Annotated in this window: 6 protein-coding genes; 1 reads left to right on the forward strand and 5 read right to left on the reverse strand. The window is 40.8% G+C overall.

Translation table 11 applies throughout. The features are described 5' to 3' along the window. The 5 genes from ABJH98_RS15415 to ABJH98_RS15435 form a co-directional block, all read right to left on the reverse strand. Positions 1-4,504: cadherin-like domain-containing protein (locus tag ABJH98_RS15415; RefSeq protein WP_348308593.1), on the reverse strand; the 4,504-nt coding region annotated here is incomplete at its 3' end. 142 nt (positions 4,505-4,646) lie between these two features. Further along, positions 4,647-10,307, reverse strand: coding sequence for a tetratricopeptide repeat protein (locus ABJH98_RS15420; protein ID WP_348308594.1), 5,661 nt, complete (start codon positions 10,305-10,307; stop codon positions 4,647-4,649). Continuing rightward, positions 10,304-11,392, reverse strand: a complete 1,089-nt coding sequence (locus ABJH98_RS15425) for a TIGR03032 family protein (RefSeq protein ID WP_348308595.1) — start codon at positions 11,390-11,392, stop codon at positions 10,304-10,306. The genes ABJH98_RS15420 and ABJH98_RS15425 overlap by 4 nt, the downstream gene beginning before the upstream one ends. Positions 11,393-11,469: 77 nt before the next feature. After that, on the reverse strand, positions 11,470-11,862 hold the full coding sequence (locus tag ABJH98_RS15430; protein WP_348308596.1) for a TerB family tellurite resistance protein: 393 nt from the start codon (positions 11,860-11,862) through the stop codon (positions 11,470-11,472). Between the two features lie 91 nt (positions 11,863-11,953). Beyond that, a complete protein-coding gene (locus ABJH98_RS15435) occupies positions 11,954-12,376 on the reverse strand; it encodes a hypothetical protein (protein ID WP_348308597.1) in 423 nt (140 codons plus the stop codon). 178 nt (positions 12,377-12,554) lie between these two features. Between ABJH98_RS15435 and carB the strand changes: the two genes are divergently transcribed. Continuing rightward, a complete protein-coding gene (carB, locus tag ABJH98_RS15440; protein WP_348308598.1) occupies positions 12,555-15,368 on the forward strand; it encodes a carbamoyl-phosphate synthase large subunit in 2,814 nt (937 codons plus the stop codon). Positions 15,369-15,376 lie beyond the last annotated feature (8 nt).

Here is a 15,376-nt window from a genome sequence, read left to right on the forward strand (position 1 = left end):
ACGAAGCTGATAAGGTTAATTCATCCCCATCGACATCCTCAAAAACATTTTCAGCCAATTCGAAAGTAAAAGGATCATCAACAGTACCTGTTTGATCATCGATGGCGTTGGCCAATGTCGGAGCGTCGTTTACAGGGTTGACTTCGATATCATATTGATGAGTTTCAGAGGTAGATTCCAGATCTGACAATGTAAATTCAAAACCATCGGTTGCACTTTCACTTCCGTCGTTTTGATAGGATATGGTACCAGACCCAACTTCTGATTGGGTAAAGGTATCACCAACGCCAAGTGCATTGGTTTGTTCGTCTCTGTACAGATCGCCAAATTCAGGCACACTAATGAGTGTATAGCTTATTTCACTACTGCTGTTGTCAGGATCAGTTACAGAGAGCGATTCATAAAGACTTTGTGAATCGCCTTCGTCTAACTCCATCCCGTGATTGGCAGTCAGGTCTGGAATGTCGTTTATTGGAGTCACACTGATGTAAAAGGTATTCTCGCTCGTTTCAAAATCTTCGTTAGCTACAGTGAAAGTAAACAAGTCATACGTACCTTCATCTCCGCTATGTTCATAGCTGAGGAAGAACATGTCATCTTCATTGAGCTCTTGATTCAATGTAACCGCATTGCCGTCTAGCTTCAGCGTTCCCTCTGACGGTAACAACGTCACCGTGAGCAGAGGAGATTCATCTCCTCCAGATGGATTATTGATCAGTAGTTCATCAGCCGTAATATCAGCTTCCGCTCCTTCATCTATTGTCAAACCTTCGTTTTCAATAGTAGGCTTGTGCGAGACGAATTGTTTGGCCATCACAGCATAATCGCTACCATCAGTGTACTCAGCTTCCCAGACCACCGTGTAACTACCGTCTGGACTGGAGGCCATTGCACTATTTGAATGATCATTTTGGGTGGTGTCATTCACTAAAAACTCAGGTCCAATTTTCTCCATTTCATCAGACAGCCGCTGCGCCCAGATGCCATCATAATCCCCGCTATCATCTATTTCATCCCTAAAAGTTAGAATAAAATCCCCGTCGTCTACTGCTTCAATATTCACCTCGTTAGGTCTATCTCCAACCTCTATTTTTTTGGCGGTATCATCAAAGGCCGCTCCAGAGGAATATTTTCTTACATAGGAATAAACATAATCACTGCCTTCTGCCCAGGCTACCACAAATTCCCCATCGTCTGTCGAGGTTATGGCCGGTTTGTTCCATTTGATATCACTGCCATTGCTAATCTGCAATTCCTCCACCTGTGATTCAAGAGATTTATTAAATACATTCAAATACAGTTCATATCCATCATAACCGTAAGTATAAGAAACTGCAATATCTCCATCGGAGTTGATGGCAATAGATCCTCTATAATCAGTAACATTGGTCACGTCATCTGTCAAGAAGGTAGTTTCAGCTGATTCAGCGACACCAGTTGGACTGAATTTTTTGGTGGCAATGGCTGAATAATCGTAATCAGAAGAGATGGTGCTGGACCATATCACACGAAAATCTCCGTTTTCGTCGAGTGTTATATCTGGATAGGCTTGTTTTCCATCCGTATCATCTGAATTAATAATAAAATCATCCTCTACTACCTCTCCATCCCATTTGATCACACTGCCCATCACATCTTCGCCTCCAGTTGCTCCATTATAAAACTGCCAAGCCACCATAAAATTACCTTCATCATTCAAAGCCACAGAAGGGTATCTCGAACTTGTGGAATTATCATTATTTACTATTATTTCAACTCCTTGGCGTACGCCTTGATTATTGTATCGCTGCGCTTTTATTTCATTACCTGAATAACCATCTTTCCACACCACCACAAAATCACCACCAGCATTTTGTGCTACATCTGGACTAACTTGATTGTCTGAAGTAATGCTATTAACGATAAATTCATTACCATCACCCACATTTCCAGCCAATGGAGGAGCGATGGTTTTTGTGTATACATTGTAGCCTCCACCATAGTAGGCGCCAATTACACCAATGGCATCACCATCAAGATCTAATGCCACAGCCACGCCGCCTTGACTAGAATAATTCTCTGGGTTTATAGCTTCAAAACCTTCATAGACTAACTCATCATCTTCATTGAACAAGGACATTGCCAGGTAAGGATCTCCGCCTTCAATCTGTCTCCACACTACTGCAAACTCGCCTTGAAGGTTGGCTGATACATCAGGTGCATCACTTGTACTGGCATAGTTGGTCAATTCTTCTTCTTCAAAAACGGCTGTTCCGTCGCTTTTGTATTTGCTGGCCAAAATACTCGAATAGGAAACGGCATATTCGGTAAATGCCACCATAAAGTCTCCAGACGCTTTGTCCATAGCAATGGATTGGCGACGGGTTTGCGTATTATAATTTGAGGAGATTCTTACGTCATCGGCATCTAAGGCTGACGCATTACTGTCAAAGCGTCGAATAAAGGTCTGGTCTTCTCCACCTGAGACCCATGAGCCCCAGGTCACTACAAAACTATCATCATCTTGAATAGCCACATCGGGATAGTTTCTAGCTCCAGAAAATGTGCTGGCGTTTACCATAAACTCATTTCCATCAAATTCATTGGCGCCAGTTACCACTCTGGCATTTATCTCACTTCCACCATCACCTTCCCAGACAATTACTGCATCTCCATCGTGATTAATATCCACTGATGGTTCACTCAAGGAATAGTAGGAGCTAGTTTCTTGATCTACTTGAAACTCTGAACCATCAGGCGAACCATCAGAATTATACATTTGAGCAAAAATGCCTTGTTTGGATGTGCCCGCATATCCACTCCAAGTCACTATAAAATGCCCAGAACCATCTATCGCCACATCTGGAGATGATTGGGTGTTATCTGTGGTTGTATTGATTTGAAATTCAGATCCATTCTTTGTGCCGTCTGCATGGTATTGTTGTCCAATAATACCCGACCCGTCTGTTGCCGATTCTCCTTGCCAAACTACGACAAAGTTGCCATTGATATCAACATCAACGGCAGGTTGATGCTGATAGCCCGTGCTGTAGTCGTTGACTTGACTTTCGTCAACTATACCATAAGGTTCGTTTTCTGGATTACTATATTTTTTAAAATACACACCCATATCATCACAGTCATCACCTTCGTAGCACATGCCACTACTAGCAGCGTACTCATCGTTCCATGCAACGACAAAGTCACCGTTGTCATTCATGCCAACTGCCGGATTTCCTCCTTCGTAACCAGCACTATAAAAAGTAAAATCAGACTCTTGTATGGCATCACCAAAACGGTTGAATCGCTTACCAAGAACATTGTAATCACCTTCTGTAGAGTCTTCATAGACCACGATAAATCCACCGTCCTTGTCTGCAGCAATGTGAAGGTCATTGGCATAAGACAAAGTAGTCACGTCAACCACACCACTTGAGGCTATCCCATCTGTATCAAATATCCGAGCTCTGATATATTCAAAGGATCCTACGAGATCTTCGTATTCCCAAGCCAATACAAAACTGCCATCACCATTGAGGTCTACATCTGGTGATTGTATTTTTTCTTGATCATAATCTGTCCCTTGTATCAAGGAAAATTCATTATCATCGGGTGTATTTTCATAATATTTTCTACCAGAAATGACGCTGTAAGTAGTTTCAGACCCACCTCTATCCAGCCAAGTGACCACGAAATTACCATTTCCATCCATATCAATGGACGGTTGGGTCTGATCATAGTTGTCATTTTGACTTACATCTAATACTCCGTCAGAGACATTTTCACTGGTATAATATCTTGCTTTGATGTCATAGTCGGTACCGTTATACTCTTCCCAAGTGATAACGAAGTTGCCATCGTTATTCATGGCTACCTCTGGATTGTCTATCCACTCTCCACTGACATAGTCCTTGGCGATGTAAGGTCCATCTGAAGTGATATCACCATCTTCGACCTCATACCTCATATATTTGATAGCGAAGTTGCTGTCTGCCCAAGCTACTACAAATTGATCATCGTCATTTATGGCGATGGACGGATTGGCGTTGAAGGTAGATGTACCTCCAGGAATTGAAAAATCTACGCTTTGATCTACGTCACCGCCATAACCTTTGCCTTTGAGTGAGCCATCTTGTTCTTCCCACACGATGGCAAAATTCCCTTCATTGTTGAGCGCAACATCGGGATTTTGCTGAGCATCAGTTTCATCATCATTGGCCAGCGTTTTGTCAATAGTGAGCACTTTTGGTACTCCTAGAACTTGCGCTTCTGCTTCATGACCACTCAGTGCTAAGCCCATAGTAAAAGCCAATGAACCACCAGCAGCAGCCAACTTCAATCGGTTGGTGAGTTGTTCTATTTTTTGCTTGAGTTTCCTAAGCTGCGTAAGGAGTAGGTACCTTTTACGAGCAGTGAGATCTTGAAAAGTGTCTTTGGCGACTCTTTTTTCAAATCTTGTTTGTAATTTTCTGAATTTTCGGATGGCTCTCCGATATTCCAGGTAGAGGTAATTTTGATGGTTCATAGCAATTCTCATCTGAGGTGAAAACCTTAAATATTACGCGCAGTAAAACCTTTCTCTCTAGCAATGTCGGTAAAAACCGAGCATAAATATAAGAAATATCGTTCTCTTTATTGTTAAAACAAATCTGATTTAAATCCAAATGTCAAATGGCGGAGAACTTGGATGTCAAAAAACCTTCTATTTCGTCTATAATGCCTTGTTGTTCAAACAATAAGGAGCATTTCTTTTCATAAGATTGAAAGAAAACAGCTTTGGCTTCCTCGTCGTTTGCCCATTTAACGGCCAACTCTACATATTCTTTTTTGGTCTGTGGAATGAATTGCTCTAGCTCTAAGATTCGATAAATGGCTTCGGTATATTTTCCTCTTTGAAATTCACCAGGAAGGGAAACTACTGGAGTACCCATTTGCAAAGTTTCGTACGTGGTGTTGGCCCCGCTGTAGTGGGGAGGGTCTAGGCAGACGTCTGCAAGTTTGATGAGCTGAAGATATTGTTGATGAGGTATTTTTTTGATTACCCGAATTCGATCCAAATGAGCGCCTAAGGATAAGCGTAGTCTATTCATGAGTTGTTCGACTAGAGCATCTTGTTTGGGAGTGGTCAAACAGATCAAGGCCATTTCATCAGCCTCCAATATACCCAACAGTATTTCATCAAAATCGGGATGAATTTTACTCATACTTTGAACACAAAGATAAATGCGAGAATTCTCCGGTAAATCAAAATCTTTTCTGGTATGAGGAGGAGCAGATTCTCCCGAACGATAATAGTAGGTGGGGAGATTTTCGAAAAGAACTACTTGTTCAGAATAATGATCGGGATAATCATCATTTTCTAACCACTTACTGGACCAGTAATATTGCACCCTGGGGTTGCCAGAGGTAAAGGCACTGCCCCAGCTTGATATTTGAATTCTGGCCAATTGAAAGTAAGGAAGAAAATAGTTGAGCGCATCTGAACCTATTTCCCAGTAATAAAGAAAATCCAGATTAAGCGAAGCTATTTCCTGTACGGCTCGTCCCAGTTGCTTAGAAAAAGATACATAGGTCAAGTCATTGCGATTTACAAAAGATTTGAGACCCTTCAACGCTTCATGTCCGTTGGCTAAAACGACAAGATCAAATTTATCACTGGACAGGTTTTTCAAGATTCCCCCTACATCTTTCATAAAAACACCTTCATGAGATTGTGTTACTAAAAATCCTACTTTTGGTTTTTCATTTTTCGGTCCTAAAGTGACAGGTTGGATTCGTTTCGAATAAAAATTTCCCCAAAGGGACTTAATCTCTTTAACATTCCTTCCCTGATAGGTAAAACTGAAAGGCGGAAAGGCGTAGCATGAATCAATTTTATCTGCTGTCAGAATCGATTGAACCAGTTTGTCAAAATGCTGTATAGTTTTTAGTGTTTTACTTCTATACTCATTTATTTCCTTATTGCTTTGAGCAATATTAGGGCAAAGTGTCTCAATGTGCATTTTGAAAAGGTCATCATCAGCCAAGCGCGAATTGATTTTTGAGTAGACGTCTTTGGCTTTTTCGATTTCACCATTATTCTCATAAGCCAATCCTAGATTGACGAAGGCTGATTGCTGATTAGGGTTAATTTGAGCAGATTTTTTGAGTAATGGAATGGCTTCGTCGAACTGCTGATTTTCTAGTAGTAAGCCTCCTAGATTATTGAGAATCTCTGGGTCTTCTGGAGAAAGGGCCAACGCTTTTTGATATGCGATTTGTGCGTCTTTATTGTTGCCAATATCAGAAAGTAGTTCGGCGAACTGCTTGAGAATTTTTGGGTTTGAAGGGTCTAACTGACGAGCATTATTAAGCGCATCAAAAGCAGGTTTGATTTGATTGTGTTCCTTATGCAGGTTCCCTTTTTCTAACCATTCCAAAGCAGATGCCTGATTTTGACTTAGGAGGGGGTCAATCTTTTCAAATTCATCTAAAAGAAACTTTTCAACAAGACTTACAATTTCTTGCTGCTCGAATAGTCGATGTGAATTCTTTTTGAAAGTGTCTATAAGTTCCTTTTTGAGTTGAGGTTCATTGGCCAATCGCACAGCCAAATCGACATACTCAGTATTATTCTTAGGGATGAATTCGTCTAGACCAACTGTGCGATACACTGCTTCCGTATATTTTCCTCTTTGAAATTCCCCAGGAAGGGAAACCACTGGAGTACCCATTTGCAAAGTTTCATAAGTAGTATTTACTCCAGCGTAATGTGGGGTATCGATACAAACATCCGCGAGAGCAATGCGTTGAGGGTAATCTTCGATGGGTACTTTTTCAACGAACAGAATACGCAGAGACAATGGGCCAATAGTTTGCTCAAACCTTTGCTTCAATCGATTGATTACGGTTTGGTGCTTCGGCATGGTCAGAGCGATCAGTGCCTTGGGGTCTTTCTCTAAAATTCCTTTAAGCAGTATATCAAAGTCAGGGTGAAATTTGTTGAAGGTTTGAATGCAGAGGTACACCTTACGATCTTTAGGAAACCCGAAATCCTCACGAACTTTTATTATTTCAGGAACCTGAATAGGGTAGTAGTAAAATACCATGGGTTCAAAAAGCGTCACTTTTTCAGAATAATGATCAGCGTAATTTTCATTTTCAACCCACTTTGACGACCAATAATGTTGTATTCTGGGATTGCCCGAGGTATAGGGACTACCCCAACTAGAAATTTGAACACGAGCCAATTGAAAAAAAGGCAAAAAGTAATTGAGCGGATCAGAGCCAACCTCCCAGTAGTACAGAAAGTCAAGGTTTAAAGCAGAGATTTCTTGTACTGCTATACTAAGGTCTCTATTAAAATTCTCATAGTGAATATCTTCTCGTGAAATGAAATTTCTAATTTTATTAAGCGCAGCTTCTCCATTCACTAAGACTGTGATTTCAAATTTTTCTACGGATAAATTTTTGATCAAGCCACAGCCACCTTTTATAAATACCTCTTCATGCCCGTGCGTCACCAAAAAGCCTAGTTTTGGCTTAGAATTTTTCGGGCCAAGAGTAACTGGTTTTATTCGTTTGGCATAAAACTCTCCCCAAAGTGAATTGATCTCCTTTGCATTGTACCCGTGGTATGAATGATTGAAAGAGGGGAATGCATAGCCTCTAATAAGAGCGGAAGCGGTCAACTCCTTGGGCATCATTTGATCATAATTAATTAACGCATTCCTCACAGTCTTGCGAAAATTATCGATCTCTTCTTGGTTCATCACCATATTTGGACAAAGCGTCTCAATATGAAGTCTGAACAAATCGTGTTTGGCTAGTTTGTCTTTGATGTGACTATAGGTTGTTTTTGCTGAAGAAATGTCGCTGATTTGCTCGTAGGCCATACCCAGATTTATGAACGAAGAATTCTGGCTGGCGTCAATTTCAATTGATTTCTTTAGGAGTAGAATGGCTTCTTCGAACTGGCGATTTTCCAATAGCAAACCACCTAGATTATTGAGAACCTCTGGATCATTTGGCGCCAATTCTAGTGCCTTCTGATAGATTATAAATGCATCCTGCCTTTTCTCCGTATTAGAAAGAAGTTCTGCGAATCGTTTTAATATTTCAAGGTTAGTAGGATCTAATTGCTGGGCTTTGTAGAGCGCATCACAGGCTTGTTTCAGCTCCTTTTTCTCTTTGTAAATGAGACCTTGTTTTAACCAGTCTTGGGCTGTGTGATTTGGCTCAGTAGATTTTTTTTTTTGGCTTTTTGGAGGCTTAGCCTGAGTTACTTCTTCTATAAAATTTTCTAGCTCTAGAACCGCTTCTTTGTCCTCAAAAAACAAGTGTTTACCATCTGCTATTTTTTGGGACACCAACTTTTTAAAAACGCCATCCGTTGCCACACGAACGGATAACGCTGCAAACTCTTCAATGCTACCAGTTATTAAGTCTTCAAATCCCATTTGCTTGTAAGCGGTGGCAGTATATCGGCCACGATGGAAGTCAGTTGGCATGGTGACCACTGGCTTGTTGAGTGCAAATGCATCTCCGTTGGTATTGGCTCCACCGTTGTAATAGAGCGTATCCAGTACGACATCGGCAAGATTCAAGATATTAAAATAGCCCGGCTTTTCTTGGCGAGGCAATACGACTACTCGATTTAAGTGACTTCCACAATGTGCTTTGATTCTCTGCTCCAAGGCTTCAGTTATTTTAGCGTGTTTGTCTCCCAAAATCGCAACTATTCCTTTTGGATCCTTTTCCAATATGCTACTAACTACTTGATCAAAATCGGGATGAATCTTCTTTACATTCTGAACACACAGATATAGGTGACCATCTTCCTCAATACCAAAATCATTTTTGGTTTTGTCGAGTGTTGGAATTTTTGGCGAATGGTAGTAGGTCGGTAGCCGCTCAAAAAGCACTAGTTTTTCACTATAATATTTTTGATCGATGTCATCATCCAAGCCTTTGCAGGAAATGAAATAATCCATGGTAGGAATGCCTGATGTAGTTGGCCAGCCCCAGGAGGTGGCCTGAACTTTGGCGGGTTTAAAATACGGGATGAAATAGTTGTATGCATCCGTCCCCACCTCCCAATAATGAAGAAAGTCAAAATTTAAGGAAGAGAGTAAATGTACACTTTGCCCTAATGATTTGGGTAGACTGACAAAATTGATGTCAGGGTTTTCTATGGCAGGCTTGACAATTTTTTCACCATTCGGGAAACTACAGACGATCGTGATATTCATTTTATCAGTAGATAACCGATTGATTAGTCCACGCATGCATTTCACAAAAACACCCTCGTGTCCACCAGTCACCACAAACCCCACGTGTGGTTTTAAGTTTTTCTGTGTTGGCAGCTGTGCTTTTGGAATGCTTTTGAAAAGCTCGCCATACGCTTTTTTGATTTCGAGATCATCTAAACCATGATAGATCAATCCTGACGGAGGGTAAATATCCAGTTTAGTCAGTTGGTCCGCGTCTAGGTTTATTTTTTTTGTTTTGATGTCATAGATCTGATCTATCACATGTGTCCTGTATTGATTTATTTGCTTAGTGGACGAAAATACGACTGGTTCTATGAGTTCTGCTTTCCATGAAACTAGAGGGTCATTATTTTTCAAATTGGATAATCGCAACCAATAGGCTTTGGCTTTTTCTGGGTCACCTGTTTTTTCATGAATGAGAGCAAGGTTTCTGATACTGTCTATGTAGTTGGGATCCGTTTCCAAGGCTCTTTCATAGCAATCTATTGCCTCTTCAAATTCTTCCCATTCTTGATAAGCGACAGCTAAATTATTCAGTGCTTTGATGGAATTTGGATTGAGCTTAACGGCTGTATTCAGATATTCTTTGGCGGATTTAAAATTACCAGTTTCTAACATCAAAGTCCCCAATTGAAAGAATGCCGGATAGAATTTGGGTTCCTTTTCAATAATTTGCTTGAACAAATCTGTAGCTTCTTGAAAAGCTCCAGTTTTCTTTAAAACAGTTCCCAGCTTTTGCTGCGCCTCAACAAAACCAGGCTCAATATCCAATGCCTTCCTAAGTAAATGAATAGCGTCCTCATTTTGTTCCACACGCTGCAGAGTCTCTGCAAAATTGACAAGATAAGCTGGATGTTTGGGATGTATGCTCACCGCTTTTTCAAACCAAGGAATCGCTTCCGTATATTGACCTTTTTGAGCATATATGAGCGCCAATCTATGATAGGGTTCTGGCTGCTTACCCATGTCAAAAGTCAGTTGCTTATACAAAGTGACTGCCTTATTCAAATCACCAGACTGATGAGCTGCAGTGGCTTCTTGAAACAACTGGTCATAATAAGCTTTTGCGGAAATCATTCAGCTGTAGGGTTTTCTCCTTCTTCTTGTGGAATAGCCCAAAACCCTTGGTTGGGTAGTGAAAGGCCATTGCGATGATCGTCTGTATTCACTCCTAATATACCTGGTCGTGCCATATTGCTGATGACTTTGATGTCGTAGATTTCCTCCAAGCTATTTTCATATTTGATATGGCCTACGATTTTTCCTGTATTAGCATCTACTACTACTACGCCGGGGAAAACAGATTCTTGGGCGATTGGTAAGTCTTTGAAGGTAGCGCTGGTTTTTCTCATTTTAGAAAGACCAATGAAAAGTAAATTGCCATAGCGGGCCATCCCTCTTACGAACCCTGGAATTTTTGTCACCACATCATATTTTCCGGTTTGTTGATCTACAGAGATCAATTCTCCTGTAGCCGATAGCAAAACAAATAATTTAGTTCCTTCTATTCTAGGAGAGTGAGGCATAGCCAAACCAGATGTAATAATTTCTCCACTGGGCACATGAATAAGCACTCCGCCAGTCGTTTTGTTTGGCCTCCACCCCAAAGCGGAGTCCGAAGAGCCCAAGGCGGTAACATATTCTGGAGACCCATTTTTCATAGCCATGCCATTGAGGTGGCATCGGTCTTCTGGCACTAAATCAGAAATAAATTTTGGCTGCCACTTAGGCTCAAAGCTATACTCATCGTTGATTAGTGATAAGCACGAAAACCGAGTGTTTACACCCCAAAGCCCATCTTGCCCCCAAGCCATATCATGAATATCTACTTCACCAGTAAAATAGAGTGCCCGTGGCATGAAAAGCCCGCTGTAAGTGTTTGGCATTTTAGGATAACCTTTAGCGAGTGAAGGTGTGTTTTTAAGGACCACTACCTCTTCTCTTGTTGCAATAGCCATTTTACCGTTATGGTAGGCCATGCCCATTGCCTTTTTAAAATCACGAGGTAATTGGATTAACCCATTTTCACTATTTGCGCTTATGAAGATGACTTTGCCAGCTTGATAAGTCGTGATGGCAATCGTGAGTTTGTTTTTCCAGAGAATCTCTGGAATATTAGGACTATAGGTACTATAAAATGGAGGCTTCTCTGCAGTGGACATTTTGAAAGGCTTAATATGCTAAATGACTAAAGATAGCAGTTTACCTCGATTTGTCTATGGGGTGAGAAAAAAAAACCTTATTTCAGAAATGCACTGATCTTTTTCTTTAGTTGAAGCTTTTCTTTCCGGATCACAACATTCTTATGTACATGAGGATACATTTCCATAACGGCGCCGAGACCATAGCCTAACTTCATAGCTATTTGTTGACAAAAGAGTACTTCTTCATTATAAATCTCATCGTCGATTTTCATCAATTGGATGATACTATATAAAAACTCAAACTTGTCGTCTTCATCTAGTGTTTTCAAATCCCCCAGATTTCCAGGATCGTCTATGATATTTTGAATCTCAGATTGATCCATTCCATGTGCTTCGCCTATTCGTAGGATCAGTTTGAGCTCTCGCTCATCTATGTCTCCATCACTATTTGCTAGTTGAGCGAGTGCTTTGAGTTGTTCTCTTACCATTGTATGAACATGATGATCTTAAAGTAAGATACGGAATTTTAAATATTGGAGACCCAAATTAATTCATTGTATGATTGAATTGACCAGTTGCTTACTTCGTCAAAAACAAATATACGTCCTCTACCAACTGTAACTTCACTTTGTTTTCTGATAGGTCTAAGATAGAATATGGGATACCATACTTGTCCCCATCATTTGTAAGGTTCAATACGGAATCTGAAGGTAAATCCCAATTGAGTGTATGGATCAAAGTGTCTGTTCCAAAAATGCAGTTTTGATAACCATAGGCATTGATGGTGATTTTGCCATCACCTTTGATGTTCATTTCGCCATTCATGGTGTAGTTGATGGAGTCATTAGCTGGTGCATTTTTGTCTGGGTATGTGATCCATTGTACTTTCCAATCTCCAACTAAAGTTTTCGATACTTCTGATGCATTTTCCTTTGATGAACTGCAGGCATAAATGGCCAAGCCTGTAATCAGTATCAATGCCACTAGTTTTAATTTTTTCATAGCTATTTTTCAATTCAGGGTCAAAATTAACACCATAATAATGGAATCAGCAAATCAAGAATCAAACAGGCATAATAATTTTGCGAGACAATGCCTTCAAACCTTTTTATTACGCCGAATAGCTTCTAGATTTGCGCAATTTTAGAGTATCCATACTATCAAATAAAAAACATCCGCAATGCCAAAGGACAATAGCATCAAATCAATACTCATCATTGGAAGCGGCCCTATCGTAATTGGACAGGCCTGTGAATTCGACTATGCCGGATCACAAGCAGCAAGGTCACTTAGGGAGGAAGGAATCGAAGTGACTTTGATCAATTCGAATCCTGCGACGATCATGACTGATGAAGTGACAGCGGACAACATTTACCTCAAACCCCTTACAAAAAAATCAATTAGAGAAATTCTCGAAAAGCACGACATTGATGCAGTACTTCCTACTATGGGAGGGCAGACAGCATTGAATCTGGCTATGGACTGCGACAAAGCAGGCATCTGGGAAAAACACAATGTGCGTGTGATCGGATCTAATTTCGATGCCATCGAGACCACAGAAGATCGGGAGAAATTCAGATTATTGATGGAAAAGTTAAACGTAGGCACTTGTAAAGGGCGTACGGCGACATCTTTTCTAGAAGGAAAAGAAATTGCACAAGAAATTGGATTTCCTTTAATCATCCGGTCCTCTTATACCCTTGGTGGTGCTGGTGGTGGATTCGTAGAAACGCCTGAAGCTTTCGATAAAGCTTTGAATGACGGCTTACATGCCTCACCTATCCATGAAGTGCTCATCGAGCAAAGTATCATGGGCTGGAAAGAATATGAGTTGGAGATCATGCGCGACGGCATCGGCAACTTCATCGTGATTTGTTCTATCGAGAATTTTGACCCCATGGGCGTTCATACCGGTGATTCTATTACCGTAGCACCAGCCATGACGCTTCCAGATACGGTTTATCAAAACTTGAGAAATCTCGCCATTAAAATGATTTCAGGCATCGGTGAATTCGCTGGTGGATGTAATGTGCAGTTTGCCGTACATCCAGAAACCGATGAGGTCATTGGGATAGAAATCAACCCAAGGGTTTCCCGATCATCGGCTCTTGCTTCCAAAGCGACAGGTTATCCGATTGCAAAAATTGCTGCTAAGCTAGCCATAGGTTACAACCTGGATGAGCTGAATAATCAGATTACAAAAACGACTTCAGCGTTCTTCGAACCTTCGATCGACTATGTGATTGTAAAAGTGCCAAGATGGAATTTTGATAAGTTCAAAGGATCAGATAGGCATCTAGGTTTACAGATGAAATCCGTTGGTGAGGCCATGGGGATTGGCAGAAACTTCCAGGAGGCTTTGCAAAAGGCTTGTCAGTCTTTAGAAATTAAAAGAAATGGATTAGGTGCAGACGGAAGAGAGTTGAAAAGCCATGATGAGTTGCTTTATAGTTTGAAGCATCCAAGCTGGAACAGATTGTTTCATGTGTATGACTCATTCAAATTGGGTATTCCTTTCAAAACTATCTACAACCTCACGAAGATTGACCCTTGGTTCTTAAACCAGATTGAAGAGCTGATTGCACTGGAAAAAGAAATAGAAAAGTATGATTTGGACACTCTTCCTAAGGCTTTATTGCTAACCGCCAAAAAGAAGGGCTATGCGGACAGGCAAATTGGACACCTGATCGATTGTTTAGAAAGTGAAGTTTTTGCCAAAAGGCAAGAAATGGGGATCAAGCGAACCTATAAGCTTGTGGATACCTGTGCTGCTGAGTTTGATGCAAAGACTCCATATTATTATTCTACATTCGAAGAGGAAAACGAATCTATTCCTACAGATAAGAAGAAAATAATAGTGTTGGGCTCAGGCCCGAACCGAATCGGACAAGGGATTGAATTCGATTACTCATGCGTGCACGGCATATTAGCTGCCAAAGAATGTGGTTATGAAACGATCATGATCAATTGTAATCCTGAGACAGTTTCGACTGACTTTGACATTGCGGACAAGCTATATTTTGAACCAGTTTTCTGGGAGCACATTTATGAAATTATCCTTTTGGAAAAACCAGAGGGGGTGATTGTTCAGCTGGGAGGACAAACCGCCTTGAAATTGGCAGAAAAGCTGGAGCGATACGGGATTAAAATTATTGGAACCAGCTTCAAAGCGCTAGATTTAGCAGAAGATAGAGGGTCGTTCTCATCGTTATTGAAAGAGCAAAATATTCCTTATCCTAAGTTTGGGATTATCGAAACGGCAGACGAGGCCTTATCGCTTTCACAAGAATTAGGTTTTCCACTGTTGGTGAGACCATCTTATGTACTTGGTGGACAGGGCATGAAAATCGTGATCAACGAAGAGGAGTTGGAGTCACATGTAGTGGAGCTGTTTAGACAAATCCCAGGCAATAGAGTGATGCTGGATCATTATCTAGATGGTGCCTTGGAAGCAGAAGCAGATGCGATTTGCGACGGGGAGAATGTTTATATTATCGGTATCATGCAACATATAGAGCCAGCGGGGATTCACTCTGGCGATTCGTTTGCTGTATTGCCTCCATTCAACCTTGGAGATTTGGTGATTAGAAAAATCGAAGATTACACCAAAAGAATCGCCACGGCATTGGATACTGTTGGTCTGATCAATATTCAGTTTGCTATTAAAGACGATGAGGTCTATATCATCGAAGCCAACCCAAGGGCTTCGCGCACGGTTCCATTTATTTGTAAAGCTTATCAAGAACCTTATGTGAACTATGCAGTGAAGGTAATGCTGGGGGACAAGAAAGTGACGGATTTTAAATTCAACCCGAAGAAAAATGGGTATGCGATCAAAGAACCAGTGTTTTCATTCCATAAATTTCCGAATGTCAACAAAGAACTCGGCCCTGAGATGAAATCTACTGGAGAGTCGATCTACTTTATCGATGATTTAATGGACGATTATTTTATGGAATTGTATGCTGAACGAAACCTATATCTCAGTCGATAAGTAAAAGA

The sequence above is a fragment of the Reichenbachiella sp. genome (assembly GCF_039969095.1).
Lineage (GTDB): Bacteria > Bacteroidota > Bacteroidia > Cytophagales > Cyclobacteriaceae > Reichenbachiella.